Consider the following 21,997-nt stretch of genomic DNA (forward strand, 5'->3'; position numbering starts at 1 on the left):
AATTATTAACCATAAACACGCAACAAATATTCCATGACAGCACGTAGCCCCATAACCTCGCCACCCTCTGGTTTGCCCGGTTTGCTTTGTTCGCTCCAGGCCATAATGTCGAAATGTATCCACGGTGTTGTTTTGGTGATGTAACGCTGGAGAAACAATGACGCAATAATAGCTCCAGCATAAGGATGATCACTGCAGTTGGTCATATCTGCAATCGAAGAGCGTAGAAATTTTTCATAAGGTGCAAACAGCGGCAAGCGCCATACCGGATCAACTGCTTTATGAGATGCATCAATTATGCCTGTGGCCAATGCTTCGTTATTTGTAAAAAATGCTGACATTTCAGTACCTACAGAAACACGAGCTGAGGAAGTTAATGTGGCGAAGTCAATCAGTAGATCGGGTTGCCCTTCACATGCTTTAACCAAAGCATCGGCTAGAATCAATCGTCCTTCGGCATCCGTATTGTCTAATTCTACTGTTAAGCCATTGCGCATCACTAAAATATCACCTGGTCTGTATGCATTAGGACCAATGGCGTTTTCCACTGCAGGAATAAGCAGATGTAAGTGAATAGGTAAGTTATGTGCCATAATCCACTGAGCTAAGCCTATCACATGTGCTGCCCCGCCCATGTCCTTTTTCATTATCCGCATGCCATAAGCTGATTTAATATTCAGGCCTCCTGTATCATAACAAACGCCCTTACCCACCAAAGCAATACGAGGATTTTCTTCATTACCCCAGGTTAACGAGAGCAAACGTGGTTCTGACTGGGCTGCACGGCCAACGGCGTGGATGGCTGGAAAATTATCGTGTAACAGTTCATTACCAATCCATTGTTCAAATTTAGCATTATATGTATGGGCTAATGTAGCAACTGCATCGGCCATTTCTTTAGGCCCCAGGTCGCTGGCTGGCTCATTGATTAGATCACGTACTAAGAAGTGCGTTTGCGCCAATTGGAGCACCTCATCAAGCATTTGTGGCTCAACCACTAAAATTCGAGGAGCAGTCGAGTTTTTTTTGTATTTTTCAAAACGATATTGTGCTAATGCCCAATATAAGACAGCTTCCTGAGTGCATGTATCTTGAACTTGATACGTGTTCACAGGCAATAATTCCGCGGCATGTGCCATTGCCAATACCTGATTATCATCGCCGGTGCCTATATATGCTTTTTCTAATAAACCATCGGCATTATAAAACAAGCAACAATCACCAAGTGTCCCATTAAATTGCATTTGCTCAAAGTAGTTATGCTCTACTGCCGTTAATGTGGGGCGTTGTTCCTCCCACTGTTTTGGGGACATGAAATAAAGAGGGACAGGTCTGGTGCTATCTACTGTATAAAAGAGATCTGCTTGCATGTTTATTTCTCGGTTAATTTAGTGATTAGTTTTTATTTGTAACTGATGATTAATTATTTGTTCTGATTTATTTTTTGTCAAAGATTAATAAATCTAATTTTTTTTGCAAAATTTTTTTACGAAGAACATATTTCACTAAAAGTTGATATGCTTATTTAAAGATAGCTTAATTTTATCATTAGGAACTTGGGCAAAATGAACATGAGGAACGAACGGAAGCTTGCTGCGGATTCTTTAGGGATAGGCGAATCCATCGTTATGGGAACAGCAGGATCTGCGCCCGCTTTTAGTGTTGCTGCAGCAACCGCTACACTTGTCGTTACAGTGGGTACCTTAGCCCCAGCAAGTATTTTGTACTGCGGGTTTATCATGTTTGGTATTTCCCTGGCATTTATTCATCTGAATAAGGTCATTGTTAATGCTGGTGCGTCCTATGCATGGATATCCAAAATTTTTGGGGTGTATTTAGGCTTTTTTACTGGATGGGCTGTTTTAGCTTCTTCAGTAGTCTTTATGGTCTCGGGCTCTATTCCCGCAGCCACAGCAACTTTACTACTTGTCGCACCTGATTTGGTAAACAGCCCTGGCTGGGTTGCATTTACCAGTATACTCTGGATAACTATGATTTCAGCAATAGCGATTGTGGGAATTAAACCTACTGCCTATTTGCAAATTCTGATGACTGGTTTCGAAGTGCTTATTCTATTTGCAATTATTGGTGTGGGGCTGGTCAAGTTCAGCCATCTTCCTGCTCATCATTTCTCTTGGTCTTGGCTTTCTTTTACCAGCTTTACGCCCGATTTATTTGCAACAGGTGCATTAACTGCAGTGTTTTTTTATTGGGGCTGGGATGTTACCCTTAATTTAAATGAGGAAACAAAAAATACGCGACACGCGCCAGGAATAGGGGCCTTCTGGTCTGTACTGATTATTATATGCATCTATGTCAGTTTTGCTGTTGTCACACTTTTGGCACTTTCTGATGCAGAAATAAAGCATGCTGGAACAAATGTAATCTTTGCAGTTGCAGAAAAAATAGTGCCGCGTCCATGGAGTTATTTGGCGGTTTTTTGTGTGATGCTCAGTACAATTGGTACCTTGCAGACCACCATTGTGCAATTTACGCGAACTCTTTTTGCTGAGGCACGTGATGAAATAATTCATCCGCGTTATGCGACTTTACATCAAACCCGAAATACGCCATGGATAGCAATTCTTTTTATCTGGTTTTTAGGGGTGATTCTCTTGTTTCTATCCTCTAATTATTCAACGGTAAATCTTATTATTAAAGATTCAGTGCATGCGCTTGGTCTTTTGGTTGCTTTTTATTATTCCTTAACTGGATTTGCTTGTGCTTGGTACCATCGCTCTTTGTGGAAAAATACTGCTGAATTACTAGGCTATATCATTTGGCCTACTTTTAGTGCCTTATTTTTAGTTTTTATCGCAGGATTTAGTATTCCTAAATTTGATTTGGTGACCGATATTGTTGCAGTAGGAGGGATTCTTTTGGGGTTTGTACCTTTATTAATTCGTTTTTATACAAAAAAAGCCTCACAAACCAAGTGATAGCGGGCGAGATAGACTCTAGATGAGTACAAAAGGAGTTAGGTATGTTAAAGCAATTTGTAAAAACATTATTTCTGTGCTTTTTGGTGTTTTTATCTTCTGTTCTCACGATTAGACTGGTCTATGCAGACAATGAGAAACATTTGCTATTGCATACTCTGAAACCAGGAACACTCATTGTGGCTACTTATTTTACCAATCCGCCTTTTGAATATTTACACAATGGAAGGGAAATTGGTTTTGAAGTGGATTTGATCAGAGAGGTTGCCAAACGCTTGCATGTACATCTTGAGTTTAGAAATACGCAATGGGAAAAAATTATAAATGAGTTAAAAGAAAATCATTATGACCTAATAATGGGGGCGATTACGATTACTAAGGAACGTGAACAACTCATCGCATTTTCTAAGCCCTATATGACTACTACCCTAAGTATCGTGATTAATACAAATAAAACACCCCAGGTAAAAAACATTAATGATCTTGGCAATCTTACTATGGGCGTCCAAGCAGCAACAACAGATTTTGATATTGCCCAACTCATGCAAAAAAAGGGACAAATTCATGGAATAAAAATATATCCTTTTAAAAATTTTAACCTAGCAATAGAGGACTTAATGGCCGGCAAGGTAGGGGCGGTGATGAAGGTATTTCCCGTTTCTTATTATTATGTTCAATACCATCCTGAATTAAAGATTCTTGCCGCAGTCCCCAATGCACCTCAGCCATTGGGGTTTGGTATGAACCAAGCCAATCAGGACATGGTTAAAGCTGTTAATCAGGCTCAAGCAGAAATGCAAGCCGATGGAACCTATGAAAAAATTTACAAAAAATGGTTTGGAAATGGTGCAAAATAAGGACACAAAGTGTAGCGCGGGGCGTATCCAGAATCCCAAGTTCGGCTGCGCTACACATAGTAATCAGTCCCGTTGTAATCACTGAGCAGGAGCATTATTTTTAAAGTTTTGATACAGTCCAATCAACTCTGCGCTGCCAATAACATGTCCCGTCATTGTGTCTAAAACGATTTCACGAGTGGTACCATCACCCAAATTTAATACGGTATCCAGAGCATACAATTTGAAATGATAACTATGTGCTCCTAAGGAAGGGCAAGGACCTCGATATCCTAAGCCACCCCAACTGTTTTTTGCATTTGCAGCTCCAGGAGGAGTGGGAGCTCCAGCGCCCAACTCGGTTACTGTGGGTGGTATATTAAACACAATCCAGTGTGTCCAAGTGCCGTCAGGTGCATCCGGATCATCAACAACCAGAGCAAGAGACTGTGTATTGGGTGGAATGTTTTGCCAGCTTAAAGGGGGCGATTGGTCTGTTCCATTACATGTAAACTGGTCTGGAATCATGGAATTCATTTTAAATGCTGAGCTTTTTAGGGTGAACGCATTTGCAATACTATGGCAGTAAAAAAAAGAAAGGGTTAAGAATAAAAGCAGAGAATATTTTTTCATTTTTATTTTCCTCCAACCTATTAAAAAAGTAGATCATTGAGACAATAAAGCACCGCTATGAATTCACGAATTAGAAAAGTTAATAATATTGCAGTGCTTACTTATCTTCAATCAGGTACTTCCATATTCATTTGAACAAAAAAAAAATCCAGATGCAAAGATTTTAAAGATTGATATAATCCACGCCCCTAAGTTTCGCTTAATCTTTTGTCACACAATAAAATTTATTGGCATGTTGGTCTAGATATTCATCTGTAAATCATGGTTGTTGGCAGTTTATTTTTCTGTACTCTGCACATAAAAAAAGATGAATTGATTGGAATGAGTTGTTTTTTTATAGGAAATGGTAATGGAAAAAAAAATTGAAAAATCGAGACATGCAAAAAAAGAAGGAACAAGTATTAACTCAACATCTCAAGAGCTACAAATCGGTGAAGTAATCATCAATGTTCCTGAAACTTCTAAGGCTGTTGAGGCATATGTTGCTCCTGAACAACAGAATCAGCTAGAAGATGTTTCATTAGAAAATGAGGGGTATGAGTCAATAGCTCCAATTACTGATTCTGACGAGACAGATGATGATTCATACGGGCTTTGGGAGGTTTTCAAATCGCTAAGTGCGCTTTCTGTTCCTATGGCGCTTTCATTTACCTTTAGCTTTGAGATTTTTTTAATTGTTCTATTACTTAACTCGCTCAGTGAAAACGAAGACGAAGTGGCTTCCGCTACGTTAATCTCTACAATGATCAATACTCTTTTAGTCATTGGTATGGCTCCTTTGTTTTCTATGAGTGTGGTCGCCAGTAAGAAAATTGGTGAGCTTACTGAAGCTGAAGAACAGGGGGAAACCAACGAAGTTGTCTTGCAGGAAAAACGTGAATATATTGCCGGTATCAACCGGAATGGTCTTTTGATGTCGGCTGTACTTACTCCAGCAATTATGGCGGGAATGATTTTTTCTAAACCTTTATTAACTACTGTTTTTGGACAGAATGACCATGTTGCGGAAATTACACAGAATTTTTTACGTATTTATTCACCTGCAGTAGTAGGGCTATTGACACGCATATCTACGGAACAAATGATGTTTAGCTTTGGACGTGCTAAACCAGCAATGTTTATGGGATTAGCAAACCTTGCTGTAGGAACAGGAATTTCTGCCTGGCTTGGATTTGGCGGTCTAGGTGTACCAAGGCTAAGGGGGACTGGAATTGCTATAGGTTATGTCATTGAAGCGTATTTAACATCGATAGCTTATGCGCTTTATTTAGCAAAACATAAAGATTTTAGTCAGTACGAATTTTTCAATATTTTTAAAAAATTTTCCGGGCAGTTCGCACAGCTTAAAGAACTTTTGCAAATAGGTGGCTCGATTACTTTGTCGGTTGCAAGTGAAATGGCAATGTCTCTTTCTGTAAGTGTTCTGTCGGGGATTTTGGGGACAAAGGAACAAGCAGCCATCACTGCTTTAAATCAGTATGTCTTCTTTAATTTTTTATTATTAGCAGGGTTTGGACAAGGGAATTCACAGGAGCTTAATCGTCTAATTGGCGCCAAAAAATATGAAAATGCTAACCGTATGGGGAAATATGGATTATTAACGACCCTGCTTTATACCACTCCTATTCCTTTATTTTTTGCGGTGATGCCAGGTGTGCTGGTTATGGGCAATAATCCCGCTCAAGTAAAAGATATTCTTAAATATTTGGCACCCATTATGTCGGCTGGAGTCATTTTGGATTCGGTACGCTATGATTTGTTACAACAATTACGAGTTTTGAATGATCTCAAGGGGTCAACTATTATTTCAGTTTCTGCATTATCTTTGGGGATCACTGGCTCCGCTCTTCTTGGACTTAAAACGAAGTTAGGAATATATGGCATCGCTGCGGGGTATACAGGGGGTGTTATTATCGCTATTCCCGGATTAGCCTATAGATGGAGCAATCGCATCAATGCGGGAAGAATAGAAGAAATTGCTGAAGAGCCACCGCAGATTGTTGAGGAAGCCGCTCAAGTTACTGAAGAGCCTTCTCGTGCACTTACATCCTCTGCACATTGCATGGATGGTTTTTTTAGCCAACTCCTCAAGAAAAATCCTAAGGATGAAAAAGAGAGTTTGTTAGAACATAAAGGAGCAACATATAATGCAATGAGTAAAATACAGATCGTTTAAATCATAAATTGGGTGAATAGGGATATAAAAATGACCATTGGCTGTGTTATTGATTTAATTGTAGAAAAAAAGGAAAAAGCATTGATTGTTTTTGAAGACGAGGGTTTTATCGCTTTTTTGGACTCTCGTCCACTTTTTCTGGGGCATACCTTATTAGCTCCTAAGATGCATATTCAAACACTATATGATTTGCCTGACTCAATGCTATCCCCACTTTTTTCATTAACACAAAGAATAGGCAGGGCTGTGGAAAAAGCAATGGGGGCTGCAGGAAGTTTTATTGCAATGAATAATACCGTTAGCCAAAGTATCCCTCATCTGCATATACATATTGTTCCCAGGAACAAACACGATGGGCTTAAAGGTTTTTTTTGGCCACGCACCCATTATAAAGATGAACAGCATATGCAGGAAGTACAAGAACAAATTAAGCACCAGCTGAATGTCGATTAACAGATTTTTCGAGGTATGTTTGAACTAGGTGAGATGCCGTATTTGTGCGAAATTCGGTATTGCTTGCAATGCCCGATCAATCATATATGATGGATGAGGATTAGACATCCCAGCAATTCAGTTTCACAAAGAACATAAGGGATAACCATGCGTTTTCTAACCTTTTTACTAGGATGTTACATTATGACTTCTAATATCGCTGCCGCTGATTCATCTAAACTCAATGATAATGCCTATGATTATGCATTTCATACATTGCGTGGTCATGAACCATTGCCACTCTCATCATTTCAAGGCAAGGTTTTAATTGTTGTGAATACGGCTTCAAAGTGTGGTTTTACCCCACAATATGCGCGGTTAGAGAAGCTTTATGAACAGTATAAAGATCGCGGTTTGGTAATACTGGGTGTTCCTTCAAACGATTTCGGTGGCCAAGAACCAGGAACCGAGCAAGAAATTGCTAGTTTTTGCCAAGTCAATTATGGTGTCACTTTTCCAATGGCTGCTAAAGAAGTGGTTTCAGGAAAAAATGCACATCCATTTTATCTGTGGGCGAGACAGAAATTAGGATTTGGCACAGCACCAAAATGGAATTTCCATAAATATCTTATTAATCGCAAAGGGGAGCTGATTGATTATTTTTATTCAACGACTTCTCCTGAAGCAGGGCGTTTGGTCAAAGTAGTTGAAAAGGCTCTTGACGAAAAAGCATAATTATTGATGGGCATATATAACTACCTGTAGACTGGGCTGTTAAGCCCAGCATGTAACAATGTCGACGGATGAACACCATGGATAAGTTACTTGTTAATTGAGATTTCAGTGGTAGTTTTTATAATGGACATTTTGAAGAATAAGAATTAACACAGCAAACGCTGGGCTTATCAGCAGCCTACCTTGCTGACTACCTTAAGCAACATCATATCCGCCTGCCACCTCGTTATACACTTGCACAATACTATCAAGTAATTGCGCTTTTTCTTGAATTAACGTCAATTTACTGCGATCAAGATTAATTTTTGCATTGAGCACATTGCGATAGTCTTTTGCTCCTGACTTATATTGAGCTAATGCAACCGCATATGCCCTTCGTGCTGCCATATAGCCTTTTTGAGTTTGCAAATAGGATAAATTGTTTTTCTGTTCATTGGTAAGAGCATCATCTACATCCGCAAATGCGGTGTGGAGGGTGTTTAAGTATTCATAATAAGTTGCCTTGAATCCAGCCTTCGCTGATTTGATATTTTCATAGGTGCTGGCATTGAAAATTTTTGTTGAAGCAGCCGCTTCTGCAACCCAAATATTCGTACTCAATTTTAGAATATTTGTTAAATCAACAGAAGCACCCCCAATTAAACTGGTTAATGCGATGGTTGGAAAAAAAGCCGAATAAGCGACTCCAACTTGTGCCTGGGCTATTTTTAAATTGTTTAACGCAATCATGAGATCTGGACGATTTTTTAAAACCGATGACGGCAATGATTTAGGGATCACCTGATTTAAGTTCAATGCAAGCAAGCTGCGATGCGTGGTAATCGGGCCAGGATTTTGATTCAACAACAGGCGGATGGTATTTTCACTTTGCGCGATAACGCTTTCAATTTGCGGAATCCTGGCCTCCTCCTGTGCCAGTTGTTGATCAATGTTTATTGGTACTTCGATATTGCTGGCCCCTTTCTTGAAACGAATTTGTTCCAGGTGGTGTTGCTTTCTTAAATCATCAAGCAGTTCTTTTTCAACAGCCAATTGTTCGCGCTGGCTTAAGAGCATAAAGTAGGCTCCGCTCATTTGGCTGATAATTCCTAATTTTGTTGATTGAGCTTGTGCTTGCTCCATGGCTAAAGAAGCTTTGGCTGATTTAACATTATAGATGTTATTTAAGATATTCACCGTGTATTTTGGCGTAAAGCCGGAGTAGTATCCTCTAAATTTGATGTTGGAAAGATGCGAGAAAAAGGGATTATTCGCTAATTGTCCTCTGGGAGTAATATGTGAGTTCCAGGTTCCTCCAGCAAAACCGGTGGCTGTTGCATCCAGAGTTGGGATCCACGCAAATTGAGCTGCTTTAAGTTGTGCTTGTGCTTGCTCAATCGTTGCATACGAACTTTTAATTGTGTCATTAGAGGTCAATGCTTGCATAATCAGCTGATTAAGTTCCGGATCCTGCAGCTTTTTCCACCATGCAACTCGGCTTAAGTCCTCCGCTTTATTATCGGTGTATTTTATGCCGCCGCGTGAATTTTTAGGATAATTCACTTTTTCAGGAATAACGCAGTTTTTGCAACAAGCTCCAAGCAAAATAGCGAATAGATGTAACAAGATAATTTTTAGTTTCATAGTTTAGTCAACAACCCCTAGTCGAGCTTTGTTTTAAATATTTTTCCCGTCAAAAAAATCAAAATAATGGCAATTAATACAATAGGTAAAATATTAGGAACAATCTGCGTGAACGTGTTTCCCTTCAATAAAATCCCACGTGTAATACGAATAAAGTACGTCATAGGTACGCAGTACCCTATCATTTGTGCCCAAGTAGGCATGCCATAAAAAGAAAAAATATAGCCTGACAAAAACATTGACGGTAATTGGTAGAAAACACTGAGTTGCATTGCTTGCATCGGAGTACGTGCCAGCGTGGAAAAAATCATCCCCACCATTAAATTGGCAATAATAAATGGGGCAGACGCGATATAAAGCAAGAATGTACTTCCTTCGGTAGGAATATGAATTAAGACTTTACCAAAAATTAAAATACTGGTTAGTTGCAAATAACCTAAAACAATGTAGGGTATTACCTTACCTAAAATGATTTCTGTTGGTTTCAATGGCGTACTTAACAACATTTCCATGGTTCCAGACTCTTTTTCTGAGGTGATGGCCGTTGATGTAAGCATTACCATGGTAAGCGTGAGTAGTACCCCAATTAATCCTGGAACGATATTGTAAGAGCTGGTATTCGACTCATTATAAAGTCGGTGAATGGTGAGATTGACACCTCGCTGTGTATTAGTGGCGTTGGGGGAGCTTAGCCCTTGTTTGTTAAATGTATCTAGAGTTTGATTCAGTATGGGGAGTGCATTACTGAGCGCACTGGCACTACTTCCAGGATCTGAACCATCGATTTCAACCAGTAACTGTGGATTTTCATTGCGAATATATTTGCGTGTAAAATTAGGAGGGATGGTGAAGGCGAAGCTTATTTTGCCATTAGCGAAATCTTGATTTTTTTTACGTTCACTCATTTGTTCATCATGAATGATTCTAAAATACCCCGAGGCCTCAAGAGCACTTACATATCCTCGAGTTAATGGGGAGTTATCATAGCTAATAATGGTCGTGGGAAGATGTTTAGGATCAAATTCAATAGCAAAACCAAAAAGAATCAGCAACATAATCGGTAAGACGACTAACATCGCTATAGTACCGCGATCGCGTGTGATCAACACAAATTCTTTACGTATTAGGCCAATAAGACGAGTAAGGGATATTCCATGTATAAAATGTTTGTACTTCATCGCATTAGTCCAATAAAAACTTCTTCAAAGGAAGGGGTAACCTCTTTAAATGAAAAGTGATTATATTCTTGAGTCAGTTGCTTCAATGGTTGATGATCACGTGATGAAATTCGCAATTCATTATTTACAATTGAGGCCAAGAGCTTGGGATATGTATCCTGTATTTTTTCCATTAATGGAGTTTGCTCTTTTCTCTCGACTTCCAATACGTACGTTTTGACTTTGGAGTAGGGAATTAAATTTTGGGTACTGCCTGTATACAATAGTTTTCCTAGATTGATGTAGGCCAAATCAGTACATTTTTCGGCTTCATCCATATAGTGAGTTGTGACCAGAATGGTTGTATTATCACGTGAGGAAATTTTATGTAAATAATCCCAAAACTCTTTACGCGCTTTGGGATCAACTCCCGCAGTAGGCTCATCTAAAAATAATAATTGTGGCTTATGCACCAAACTACATGCTAGGGCTAAGCGTTGTTTCCATCCTCCTGATAAATTAGCTGCTTGAATCTTGCGATAGTCTTCAAGTTCGAGATCTTTTATAATGTCTTCTATTGCTTTAGCTGAATTTTTTATCTGAAAAATATCGGCAATAAAGCGCAGATTTTCATGAACCGTTAGTCCTGCATAAAAACTAAATTTTTGTGGCATATAACCCGTACGTTTTTTTATCTCATCACTTTGACTGCGAATATCATATCCAAGACAGGCTCCCTCTCCATCAGAGGGGGTTAAAAGCCCACAAATCATGCGGATAGTGGTCGTCTTACCACTGCCATTTGAACCTAAGAATCCAAAGATGCTGCCTTTTGCTACTTGTAAGTTAATGTGATCTACAGCGACTTTTTCAGCGAATTTTTTTGTTAAGTCTTTAACATCAATTGCAAACTCACTCATGCAGTCAATTCCAAGGTAACAGGTTGGCCGAGGTGAATTTTTTCAAGATCGGGGGCGTCAATTTTGGCTTCTACTCGGAATACAAGACGCTGACGTTCCTCACGAGAATAAATGATGGGCGGAGTGTATTCAGCAATATTGGAGATGTAGAAAATTTGACCCGATGCAAAATCAGCATTGTGATCGGTCTTGATTTTAATTCGTTGATTCAGGCGTATGTTTTCGAGCTCTTCCTCGGGAATGAAAAATACGGCTTTAATATTATTTTTGGTAATTAAGGAAAGAACAGGAGCTGCTGCTTGGACAAACTCACCTTTGGTATGATAAGTATCAAATATAATCCCATTATCCGTTGCAAAGTTTTCCTTGCGCGTTACTTGCCATTTTTTGTCAGCAGTATCGATTTGATTACTTTTAATTTTGGCATCAATATCGGTAAGCTGTTCTTTGGAAATGTTTAAATCTCTTTGTGCTGCATCGAGGTCATTTTGACTGGCTGCATTTTGTTTGCGCATGTCTACGATACGGCGGTAATTGATGTCATTGTATTGGAGTTGGGTCAAAATTTGTTGTCGTTGAGCGAGCAGGTCTTTTTTGTTTAACTTGCTTATTTGTACATTGTAAAGTTCGCTGGTTTGTTCAAGCCTAAATAGAAATTGATCGGTTTTAACTCGTTGTCCTCTGACTATGGCAAGATCAGTGAGTCGTCCACCAAAGTCTGCAGACAAATAGACGAGGTCCACATCAATATACCCACTAAAAGCTTTATTCTCTTTCCCACAGGCTGTTAGTAGTAAGAAAGTCAACCCAATAAACAGCAATTTATGCATTTCAAACCCATCCTGAGCTTTGGTACGCATCCATGGAATGGCGTCAGCTTAAGAGTAGACTCAGTGTCCGGTCTGCAAGATTGCGACCTAAGTTTCACTCCGACTACATATACTCATCCTTAAGTTGAGCCATTGCCTGAACAGGTACAGATTTTTTAATACTGCGGGAATATCAGCAGATATGCTATCTGAGGCAATAAGTACGTATATTAAGCTCAAGAATTCCGTGTGTCAAAAGAGTTAGTCACTTGATTTAAATCAGAATTAATAATGCACGTTGCTTAAGTTATCCAGCAGGAAATTGATACCATTTGACCTTATCCTGGTAACATGTTAAACAACCACTCGGTATCAAAATCACTGAGCATTTAAACATTAGCAAGGAGTATCTTAATGAGTTTTAAATCGTTTTTTTGCGCTACAATTGCACTTTCTTCTTTATTTACCCACGCGGTTGTTGCTGCGCCAAAAGAAATTACTTATAAAAATGAAAGAGGTTCAATTTTAACCCTTAATTTCTTGGCTGATAATAAAATCGAAGGGTATTTCACCACGGCAGTTGCTTCTAAAACCTGTCCACAGGCAATTAATCAAAAAAGACCGATTACAGGTTATATGGTTGGTAATGTACTTTCTTTCAGTGTTGTTTACCCAATGTGCGAGTCTGTATTGAGTGTTAGTGGTCACCTCGATAAAAATCTACACGCTATTGATGCAATTTCCATACTGAACAAACAAGCAAGCGACATTACTCATGAAGGTCCTGGAGCCCGTTTTATTGGTCATGATTCCTATAAAAAAATAGGATAAATGCATGTGGCGGTGTGGCGAATCGAGTATGCATCTTGAGCGTCGTCCGAGATGGTATGTGTTAGGCGATTCGGTAGGCTGGGCTGTTAAGCCCAGCATGTAACAATGCACCAAAGTACATGGATAAGATGCTGGCTAATTGGCGACAAGAATTAATTCAGCAAAACGCTGGGCTTCCAACCTACGCTTGCCAATCGGGATGGCAAAATTTTAAGCGTATGAATAAAAAATTCATTATTAAGATGAGACGTTTTCGAAGCAAATTAATTTGTGTCATAATGTGGAAATATTGAACAATTGAGGTACCGTCAATTGAATAAATGTAAATGTTTTTTCGCGCTGTTCATATTCTTCGCAATGCCACTATTGGCACAAGCAACTCAAAGTCACCTGAACGCAAATGACGATGACTTGGTTTATTTCCAGATGGAAGCACAGGTACTCCACAAGCCTGCACCAATTGTTATTAATGGAAAACGTTATTTAACTTATGAGATTTTTCTTTCGAATATAGGTCAACACCTGTTTTCTTTAGAAAAGGTCGAGATTTTTGATGGCAAAAATCCTAATCATCCTATCAGTTCTTTTGATCATGAGCAGTTAAAAAAAATGTTGCATTCTTTTGCAGCAAAAGAAATGAATAACAATGAGGAGTTAATCGCACATCCGGGAATTCGCCATGTCATATATCTCTCAATTGAGTTGAATCAGGGTAGAGAACTCCCCAGAACAATCATGCATCGGTTTTATCTTAAGTCACAAGAAGAATCTGGAAGAGCAGATTGGTTTACTCTTGCTGCAGCACCTACTGGTATTAACCGGGATGAACCATTACTCATGGGCTCACCTTTAAAAGGCGAGCATTGGATGGCAATCAATGGTCCATCGAATACCTCGAAACATCGACTGGCTCATGTCACTGCTCATGGTATTACCCATTACCCTGAACGTTATGCGATTGATTTTATGCAATTTGGGGCAGACGGAAATTATTACAAAGACAACCCCAATAAAAATGAAAATTATTATAGTTACGATGCTCCTCTTTATGCTGTTGCCGACGGCAAGGTAGTCGAGGTGCTGGATGGTATTCCCGATAATGCCCCCTTAGGACGTGATTATCCAATTACCTTAAGCAATATAGCGGGTAATTATGTCATTATTGATCTTGGAAATCACAAATATGCATTCTATGCGCATTTGATACCTAATAGTGTTAAGGTACATAAAGGAGATAGAGTAAGTAAAGGTCAGATCATTGGTAAACTAGGAAATTCTGGTAATTCTGATGCACCGCATTTACATTTTCATATTATAGATAAACCATCACCATTGCTTGGTGAGGGCATACCTTATGCTTTCGAGCATTTTATAACGCAGGATTACTCATTTTCTGACAATGACGAGCCCCCCTTAATTTATAAAGACAATAGGGTGCCACATCATGATGAAATAGTGTATGAAAACACGTTGATGACATTTGAGAGTAAGTAACCTGTAACGCCAGAGTATTCACTATGTTATACACTATAAATTTTCTTCGCTTGTACGCAATAATTGTTTTAGTTATCTATGATTGGCATTATTTTTTTAGTTTATGCTATAAAAAAGGCGCAGGCTTCACGATGCAATTTGTGCCTTTTTACATTAACCAAGAGTGTCTGTATTGGGCATTCTTCTCAATATTTGCCACCTATTTGCTTCTATTTTTTATGACTGCACTGGCAAGATATGTTTTTTCCCTTATTTTAGGAAAAAATAAGGTTGGCTTGATGGCCAACATTCTGATTGTTATTTTGATTACTTTATTATTACATTTTCTGAAATTATTTCTCCTTGTTACTTAAACCTATGGTGTTACCCACAAGGGTGTATGCCTTGTTGCAAGTTTACTCGGCTTCAATCATGTACTACATATACTCTCTCTTGCGCTTGTCTCAATTTTAATGGCGATGCTATATAGTTACGCCAGTTTTAAACCACGAAATAAGCTGTGTAATTCGAGAAGAATCTTTTCTTTAGTCTGAGTGATACTGACTACTAATAAAAACTGAGCAGTGTAATAAAGAAACATAATTAGCACGGCTGTTGGTGTATTGTTTGCTAAAACAAATAAGTTTAAAGACAAAACAAAGTCAGACAACAAAAAGAGACATGCTCCGATCCGCGTTAGCAGCGATTGTTGCTTTACTTGAAACGCGCAAAATACCATTAAAGTAAGTAGGCAGAGATAGACTGCGACTGGTTTTTCCATTTCGCCCAAATAGGGGGATAAGAAGTAGAAACTGACTAAGACAAATACTAAGATAGGTAAAAAAGAAAGTAAGTTCTTGCCGCGAAAGCATATGTTTTTTAAAAATAACCAGATGTAGGTACAGTGCGTTGCCATAAACGCCAAAATTCCCACGTGCAATGCTATTTTTATTGGTAAGGTTAAAAAAACATCACCAAGAAGTGAAAATCCCAAGGCAAAGAGTAATAAGGTTTTTACTTGTTTGCTGCAGTTGACTTGTAATGTAAAAAGCATAAGTAATGCAATGGGGATGGGTTTCAATATGGTAGTCAAAGGGTATTGGATAAAAGAAAGCAACCCAAGATACAGTATTATGCTGAGCAATGTGAGTGGTATGGTTATTTTAAATGGCTGTCCTAGCATATAGAAGTCCTTATAATTTAATAGGCTTCTTTCGAAACGCTATTACAGAGGCCAATTGTGTCTCTTTGGGTTTCGAAGAGGTCTGATAAATGTTTTCTAGTATACACGTTCTTTATCGTTCCTTTAATTTTTTGTTTATTTAAGATAATTATGGTTTAATAACGTCCTTCTTGTGTTTTTTAAGGCCTGGTTATGAAAAAAATAATCGCACTTCTACTTCTTGCCTCTTTTTTCTCAGTAGGGCATGCCAGTAAACTCAGTAAATTTTTTAAAGACATGGATGCAGAAGATAGGGCGCGTCAAGAACGAGAATGGCGCCAAGATATGAATTTCGGTGACTTTTCATTTCGTTTGGACAGACGATATACGGATGATCGCGGACAACGTTGCCGTGATTATAAGTTTAGATCGCGCAGTAATCCTTTTCGTCATGGATATTATACAGTCTGTGATGAACGCTAATTCTCAGCTCCGCCTGATTTGTGGCTGGGAATGAGCCTTATGGTCGTTCCCATATGCCATCAGTAAAAATCATCCTATTTTGCTTATCAACTTGACACATTGAAATGGAGAAATTCATTCCATCTTCTAGAATAAAATCATATAGACCAAAATTTTTTTGTGGGGATGCAACTCCATTTTTTTAAGGATGCATGATGCGTAAGCCTATGATGATGCTTTTCTTGTTGGTATTTACTTCCTGTAATTATGCCAATGTAGCCAATGATATCTTGTTAAGCAGAACATCGGAGCAGAAAGCGCAAATACTAAGTGGAATTATCAATGCAGCAGGCGCAACATGTGTTCCTGTGGTCGCTTTTTATCAAGGCCTCGATCGATATGATGCAGCATATTGGAATATTGCCTGTTCCAATGGTCATGCTTATGTCATTCAAATCGCAAATGATGCAGCAGCTACAACCACAATCATTCAATGCGATGCAATGAAATCATTGGGAGCACAATGCTTTAAACGATTTGGTTTTTAATTGGCACAACAGAGACGAAGCGAAGAGCGTTGTACAATGAATTAAAGGTGGATAAATATTAATAGAGTTGAATGAGGGCTGGTTATATACTCGATATAAGTGATATTATCAGGCGAACATCAAAAAGGGATTTTTTATGGAGCAGACAGTAGAGCATCGTATGATTAATTTAATCTCTAGGACGCAAGAAATTCCACCTGATGAGATTGATTTGGATCAGTCAATTGACCAGGTTGTTTCTAGTTCTCTGGATTTAGTCAACTTATTCTTTGATTTAGAAGATGAGTTTGATCTTGATATTCGTAATGACATCAATAAAGAACAAACGATTCGCGAAATAGCTATTGATATTAAACACTTAATTGCTAAAAAGAACTAAAATTCGTCTAATCAACTCAAGCTAATGCGGGTTTTGAGCGTCACCATCATCCTTGGTATTAAAAATAATTTATAAGAGTTTTTTTTGCACATTCTTTATTGTCATTACGCTAAAGAAAATTTAAAATGCCTCTTTTTATTATGAGTAAACTAAAATGTCATCAGTATTAGAACTTCTCGGGATAAAAAAGCAACTGTCTACACCTGTGCCCCCACTTGGCATCAATAGTGATCTAAACACATTGCAAACGGAATCGATGCGATACTTTACTATTGCAAAGAATGCTGAGGCAGCTGATGGCAACAAGCTTGCGATTACCGTCAAAGACGGACAAAATTTTCGCACAAGCAAACAGGAATATATCAATTTTTTAACTCAATGCACGGCACAGGTTCAAGAAAAATCCATGCAATTAAAAAGTATTGATAAAAAAATTGCAGGAAGTGTTATTTTTGGTGTTACAGCCACTGCTTTGTCTTTTCTGCCAGTCATTGGCTTTTTAGGTTGGATAGGCTGGGCAGCTACCGCGTACTTTATCAATCAACGGGGTAATGCATATACTGAGTATTATGAGTCATTAAAACTTTTAGTCGGTGCTTGTAATTGGAGTCTTGGAGAAGGTACTGAGAGTCGCAAAGACACTATTCCTAATCTCACAAAGAATAAAGCAATACGTGATATGATGGCGGTGCTTTATCCAGTTCTTACTGAAACTCAAGTACGACATTTGATTGCAGATGATATTGAGAAAGTATTTACTCAAGAATTACATGATTATGAAAAAAAGTTTCAATTTCAACTAGGATTTTTCTCAAAACCAGATGCCAAACAAGACGAGACGATTGCGCTAAGTAAAAAGGGTGCTGAATTTAGTCGTTGTATTTATGGCTTTAATAAAGGTGGCGCTACAGATTTTCTTGATGCGATTGTATCCATTCTTCCAGACTTATATAAAGCAGCACTTCATGGTTTCCAACGCCTGCAATATTGGTGGCAAGGAAAAACAGCTTCTCCAGAAAAGGAAGCTGAGTCACATCAGCATGAGCCAGCCAAGTCGACTTTGTAAATAAATACACATTGTCTACACTTAAACTTTATGACTCGAGTCAATGAAGAGAAATGATGTTCTATACACGATGAATTGTACTGTTCTTAATGGCAAAAAGATCTTCCTCATACATGGGAATTTTATTGCTCCATACACATTGTTTCACCTGAGGAGAAAAAATGCGGCTGAAGATAGAAGACACTGATGATGCGAATATTTTTATCTACGGTAAAAGAGGGCAAGATGAAACCAATCTTATTCTTTTGGCTAAGGCAGAATGGTTAAGCCAGCAATCGAAAGCCTCCTCCTTAAAAATCACTCAGTTGCAAGAAAACGGTGGTAAGTTATGGTTGATACGAGACAGTCAGGTAAAGGGATTGCTCACTGTTCAATCTATTAGCTGGGATAAAGAGAGTGCTCAATGGCAGGTAAATATGCCTCAGCGTTATATGCTATCCAATGCTCAAGGATGGATTGTTAATAATGCGAACCCACAAAGTGAAACATTTTTTGATATTGCCGATGCAGCGGGTGGAATTATCCACATGACTGAGGAGAATACACAACCTCATCTGCCTGGATTACTAAAAGTTTTATCTGAAAATGGTTATGAAGTAGAAAATAGAGTTAATCCCAAAAAGGGACAAGAAACAACATCTATAGGTTATACCGCCTACATTACGGACGCATACATTCGCAAAGGCGATTCATCTGGCCCAGAACTGGAGTCTACAACAGTCGATTTGCCAGAAGGTATGCTTATCGCACTTTCTTGCCCATTGACAACAATAAAGTCAGGGCAAATGAAAGTGATGAAAGATCCCGTTACCTGGGTACAAGATGGTATAAGTTATGAACGTGCTAATTTATTGGAAAGATACCCTGGTTTGGAAGAGGGAACGGACTTTTATCCCAATACCAGACTCAAAACCATTATTAATTACGTCTCCGCAACGTCTTTAAGTCCCGAAGAGTATTGGGCAAAATTACAGAAAGTAGAAGAAGATATCAGAGATCCGATATTATTTAATGTCATGAATGAGCCTGTTTTAAGTCCTAGTGGCCATTCATTTGAAAAGAGTTCTATAACGAAATGGATAAACAGTAAACAAGTGAATCTGCCCACCATGAGTAATACCTTTCCTATTCCAGATCCAATGACCAATCAAAATATTAGAGATAAGCCTTTGGTGAATAATATAAACTTACTACAGTTTATTAAAGCGTGGCCCGATTTTTACATGCAACATGAGTATAAATTGACTATTTCAGCATTTGAGGAAACACAAACGAGTTTAGGTGTATAATTAACGTCATCAACTTGCTCTATTGAGCCTACATTCATTTTTTATGGTATAGTTTTTTATGGCAATTTAATAAGGACGTTTTGGGGCATGCATAAGGAATATCAAGGTGTGGTCACACGATTTCTCCGCCAGGATGAACGACTTATCTTATCCGAAGAAAATGAAATGCCACTGGTGATCGAAGCTAATGGCTCTTCGGATTTTAGTTTCCTGCAACAATTTCTTGCTTCCAACTCTCATCACATTCTTGATGATATAGCCCGTTATGGTGCTGTGCTATTAAGAGGTTTTAATATTGAGACTGATAAGCAATTTGAGCAGATTATTCTAAGTATTCCCGAGTTTCGCGGCATTAGCGAAGCGTTTATGTCTGAAAATGGCCGGGTTCATGTCGATGATCTCAAGTACGTTTTACATACCAATTCAGTTTATAAAACTGGAGGAACACTTTATCTTGGTGGGTTTCATACTGAAAATTATTATTCCACCGATGTTCCCAGTTATCTTTGTTTTTGTTGTTTTCAACCATCAGAATTAGGTGGGGAAACAGGTTTAATTAATACACAAAAAATTTACAACCATTTGCAGGATGAACTGCAGCAGAAACTAGAAAAAAATTCCTTTTTTGTCTGTAAATGGTCTCTTGCCGAAATTGCAGACCGCTATCAGATCACCCAATCTGCAGTAGACAAAATATGTAGTCACTTTAAGCTTCCTATAATCGGTGAGGGTGAAGATCGGTTTGTTTTAATGTATAAACCAAGTGTCTTAGAGCATCCAAAAACTAAAGAGAAAGCATTGCAAATCAATATGTTTGAACTTCCCACATTAAACTATGAACTAAGAAAATGCTTTATGAACGACTATAAGGGGAAGACTTGGTTTTGGCATCGTTTTTTTTGGAAATTACCCACGCCAATTTTTAATTCGATAGAGAAACTCGCGATTATGTTTATTTCTTTTTTTAACTCACCAAAGAATTCATATAACATTTTGCGTACCAAACTATCTAATTTTAAAGCAAGCAGAAAAGCGAAGCGCTTTTCAGCGAATACAGTGAAAGTAGGAAGTTGTTTTAACGCCAAAGAAGTGAAAGAGCTCGCCCAGTCCATGCGTAATTATTATTCGTCTTGTTTGTGGAAAAAAGGGGATGTATTGCTTATTGATAATAAAAAAGTGATGCATGCAGGGATGCCTGGAATGGGCTCCAGGTTGGTTCGTGCAATGATTTGTAATCCTCTTGATATGAGTTATTCCGTCTCTGAATCGGGTTCTTTAGTAGCCAAAGAGCGCACCGGTGACACAATTGGTGCTTATATGGCTAAAGGATCTGTGTCATAAATTAAGAGCTTGTTAATTAATTGTATCAATTGTATCAAGAAATTTTTTGGTCATAAATTATGGCTGACTAAAAAACCTCATTAAAGAATATTTTTTAACCAAATAGGTCAAATAAAGTTTATTTTGCATTTACATTTGCGCTCCATAAATGTATAATTTTTTTCCAAGTTGATTTGTTTTATGCGTTTTAAGGCGGGGTAATGAAAGCTAAGTTTTTTGATAATTTACCCAAGGTGCTTAATCGGGTTGTTGACAAGTACCTCAATTCTAGCGACTCATCTCATCTTGCGAGAACCTCAAGAACTACTCATGCCCTATCGAAGCTTTCTCCATTGCCTCTTTCACAACGTCAGCCTTTAAGGACATTCTTAGGTCATGTCGTACAGGGTGAGCATGGGCAAATACAAACGATGTTGCGACAAGATATTCGACTGCTTATTCAAAGAGATAACGTAAAAGATTACTCAGGCCGTGCATTTGATTGCATTAGTGGCTTTGAATATGCGCTATGGGCTTTAGACAAACACCTGTGGACTGATATGTTGGCCTGTTTACCTAAAGATGAGAAGGGGCAATTGACTGAAGAAGGTCAAGCTATTGTTCTGGAGTTGCTCCACCAATATGAGAATGTGAAGACTAAAGGAGTGAGGTACCAACTCAATGAAATGAATAAAATAGAGTCTCATTATGATTTCGCCATTATTGACGCATTGCAAAAACAAGCAAATGCTCAAAATGCTCTTGGAGCTAATCTTGCAACTAAAAATTGGGATGCTGCTGACCTGCAGTGGCGTACAGGTGTTGGTGGGGCGCAGCGGATGGCACCTATGCACGTAGTTGATGAGTATTGTTCGAATACACCTTTTGAGCCTGTACCAACATTCGTTGCGCGCCCCACACCTGCGAGAGGCTTGCGCCAGTTTTATAATTGGCTATCTAAGGCTTGGGAGCCTTGGTGCGATGCAAACTCTAGGTTGGGTTTTGATTTGGCTATATATAAGGCCGGCGCGGCGGGGTGGGCCCCCTGGGGCATGGAGCGCAGCGGGTTAGCCGGCACAGATTTAGCCGCCATGACGGCGTTATGTAAAACAAGAACAGAAGATTTTATCTTGCTAGAAGCCCAGCTGAAGTCCTTACTGATTGTTGGGGAACAGCCGCGCTCGGTTCCTGGTCCTTAATTACCAGA

21 protein-coding genes are annotated in these 21,997 nt (G+C 38.7%); 14 read left to right on the forward strand and 7 right to left on the reverse strand.

Translation table 11 applies throughout. From position 1 onward, the window contains the following. Positions 1-5: 5 nt before the first annotated feature. Entirely contained in the window at positions 6-1,370 is a 1,365-nt protein-coding gene (locus tag Lste_RS01150) for a leucyl aminopeptidase family protein (RefSeq protein ID WP_058509256.1), read from the reverse strand. Between the two features lie 195 nt (positions 1,371-1,565). On the opposite strand from Lste_RS01150, the gene Lste_RS01155 reads away from it, so the two are divergent. Together Lste_RS01155 and Lste_RS01160 are read left to right on the forward strand one after the other, a co-directional pair. Further along, complete coding sequence (locus tag Lste_RS01155; RefSeq protein WP_083503889.1) at positions 1,566-2,939, forward strand: APC family permease; 1,374 nt, start codon at positions 1,566-1,568, stop codon at positions 2,937-2,939. A 44-nt stretch (positions 2,940-2,983) separates the two neighbouring features. Next, positions 2,984-3,796 carry an ABC transporter substrate-binding protein gene (locus Lste_RS01160; RefSeq protein WP_058509257.1) on the forward strand — a complete coding sequence of 271 codons (813 nt, stop codon included), beginning with the start codon at positions 2,984-2,986 and terminating at the stop codon, positions 3,794-3,796. Positions 3,797-3,874: 78 nt separating this feature from the next. Here Lste_RS01160 and Lste_RS01165 read toward each other — a convergent pair whose 3' ends face one another. Further along, entirely contained in the window at positions 3,875-4,408 is a 534-nt protein-coding gene (locus Lste_RS01165; RefSeq protein WP_058509258.1) for a YbhB/YbcL family Raf kinase inhibitor-like protein, read from the reverse strand. A gap of 349 nt (positions 4,409-4,757) precedes the next feature. Between Lste_RS01165 and Lste_RS01170 the strand changes: the two genes are divergently transcribed. The 3 genes from Lste_RS01170 (at position 4,758) to Lste_RS01180 (ending at position 7,751) form a co-directional block, all read left to right on the forward strand. Further along, complete coding sequence (locus Lste_RS01170; protein ID WP_058509259.1) at positions 4,758-6,584, forward strand: MATE family efflux transporter; 1,827 nt, start codon at positions 4,758-4,760, stop codon at positions 6,582-6,584. Positions 6,585-6,614: 30 nt separating this feature from the next. Next, on the forward strand, positions 6,615-7,037 hold the full coding sequence (locus Lste_RS01175; RefSeq protein ID WP_058509260.1) for an HIT family protein: 423 nt from the start codon (positions 6,615-6,617) through the stop codon (positions 7,035-7,037). A 183-nt stretch (positions 7,038-7,220) separates the two neighbouring features. Beyond that, the gene (locus Lste_RS01180) at positions 7,221-7,751 is read left to right on the forward strand and encodes a glutathione peroxidase (protein WP_058509261.1); all 531 of its coding nucleotides are present in this window, start codon (positions 7,221-7,223) and stop codon (positions 7,749-7,751) included. Between the two features lie 195 nt (positions 7,752-7,946). On the opposite strand, the gene Lste_RS01185 is transcribed toward Lste_RS01180, so the two are convergent. Genes Lste_RS01185 through Lste_RS01200 form a run of 4 tightly spaced genes read right to left on the reverse strand, consistent with a single transcriptional unit; the run spans position 7,947 to position 12,281 of the window. Beyond that, positions 7,947-9,374, reverse strand: coding sequence for a TolC family protein (locus Lste_RS01185; RefSeq protein ID WP_058509262.1), 1,428 nt, complete (start codon positions 9,372-9,374; stop codon positions 7,947-7,949). 17 nt (positions 9,375-9,391) lie between these two features. Next, positions 9,392-10,552: an ABC transporter permease gene (locus Lste_RS01190; protein WP_058509263.1), complete on the reverse strand. Its 1,161-nt coding sequence runs from the start codon at positions 10,550-10,552 to the stop codon at positions 9,392-9,394. Further along, on the reverse strand, positions 10,549-11,451 hold the full coding sequence (locus tag Lste_RS01195; protein WP_058509264.1) for an ABC transporter ATP-binding protein: 903 nt from the start codon (positions 11,449-11,451) through the stop codon (positions 10,549-10,551). Before Lste_RS01195 ends, Lste_RS01190 begins: the two co-directional genes overlap by 4 nt. Next, on the reverse strand, positions 11,448-12,281 hold the full coding sequence (locus Lste_RS01200) for an HlyD family secretion protein (protein WP_058509298.1): 834 nt from the start codon (positions 12,279-12,281) through the stop codon (positions 11,448-11,450). The genes Lste_RS01195 and Lste_RS01200 overlap by 4 nt, the downstream gene beginning before the upstream one ends. 393 nt (positions 12,282-12,674) lie before the next feature. On the opposite strand from Lste_RS01200, the gene Lste_RS19045 reads away from it, so the two are divergent. Then, the gene (locus Lste_RS19045; RefSeq protein WP_193393369.1) at positions 12,675-13,091 is read left to right on the forward strand and encodes an avidin/streptavidin family protein; all 417 of its coding nucleotides are present in this window, start codon (positions 12,675-12,677) and stop codon (positions 13,089-13,091) included. Between the two features lie 312 nt (positions 13,092-13,403). Next, complete coding sequence (locus tag Lste_RS01210) at positions 13,404-14,585, forward strand: M23 family metallopeptidase (RefSeq protein WP_157070675.1); 1,182 nt, start codon at positions 13,404-13,406, stop codon at positions 14,583-14,585. Between the two features lie 469 nt (positions 14,586-15,054). Here Lste_RS01210 and Lste_RS01220 read toward each other — a convergent pair whose 3' ends face one another. After that, complete coding sequence (locus Lste_RS01220; protein WP_058509267.1) at positions 15,055-15,747, reverse strand: lysoplasmalogenase; 693 nt, start codon at positions 15,745-15,747, stop codon at positions 15,055-15,057. Between the two features lie 192 nt (positions 15,748-15,939). Between Lste_RS01220 and Lste_RS01225 the strand changes: the two genes are divergently transcribed. The 7 genes from Lste_RS01225 to Lste_RS01255 all read left to right on the forward strand — a co-directional run bounded on the left by Lste_RS01225 (position 15,940) and on the right by Lste_RS01255 (position 21,989). Then, the gene (locus Lste_RS01225) at positions 15,940-16,209 is read left to right on the forward strand and encodes a hypothetical protein (protein ID WP_058509268.1); all 270 of its coding nucleotides are present in this window, start codon (positions 15,940-15,942) and stop codon (positions 16,207-16,209) included. A gap of 191 nt (positions 16,210-16,400) precedes the next feature. Beyond that, positions 16,401-16,736, forward strand: coding sequence for a hypothetical protein (locus Lste_RS01230; protein ID WP_237760401.1), 336 nt, complete (start codon positions 16,401-16,403; stop codon positions 16,734-16,736). 136 nt (positions 16,737-16,872) lie between these two features. Next, complete coding sequence (locus Lste_RS01235) at positions 16,873-17,115, forward strand: acyl carrier protein (protein WP_058509270.1); 243 nt, start codon at positions 16,873-16,875, stop codon at positions 17,113-17,115. 154 nt (positions 17,116-17,269) lie between these two features. Continuing rightward, positions 17,270-18,181 (forward strand): hypothetical protein, encoded by a 912-nt coding sequence (locus Lste_RS01240; RefSeq protein WP_058509271.1) that lies wholly within the window; start codon positions 17,270-17,272, stop codon positions 18,179-18,181. 161 nt (positions 18,182-18,342) lie between these two features. Further along, positions 18,343-19,470: a U-box domain-containing protein gene (locus Lste_RS01245; protein WP_058509272.1), complete on the forward strand. Its 1,128-nt coding sequence runs from the start codon at positions 18,343-18,345 to the stop codon at positions 19,468-19,470. 87 nt (positions 19,471-19,557) lie between these two features. Continuing rightward, complete coding sequence (locus Lste_RS01250; protein ID WP_058509273.1) at positions 19,558-20,811, forward strand: TauD/TfdA family dioxygenase; 1,254 nt, start codon at positions 19,558-19,560, stop codon at positions 20,809-20,811. Positions 20,812-21,011: 200 nt separating this feature from the next. Next, positions 21,012-21,989 carry a hypothetical protein gene (locus Lste_RS01255; protein ID WP_058509274.1) on the forward strand — a complete coding sequence of 326 codons (978 nt, stop codon included), beginning with the start codon at positions 21,012-21,014 and terminating at the stop codon, positions 21,987-21,989. Positions 21,990-21,997: the final 8 nt, after the last annotated feature.

Origin of the sequence: Legionella steelei (assembly GCF_001468005.1) — a bacterium.
Lineage (GTDB): Bacteria > Pseudomonadota > Gammaproteobacteria > Legionellales > Legionellaceae > Legionella > Legionella steelei.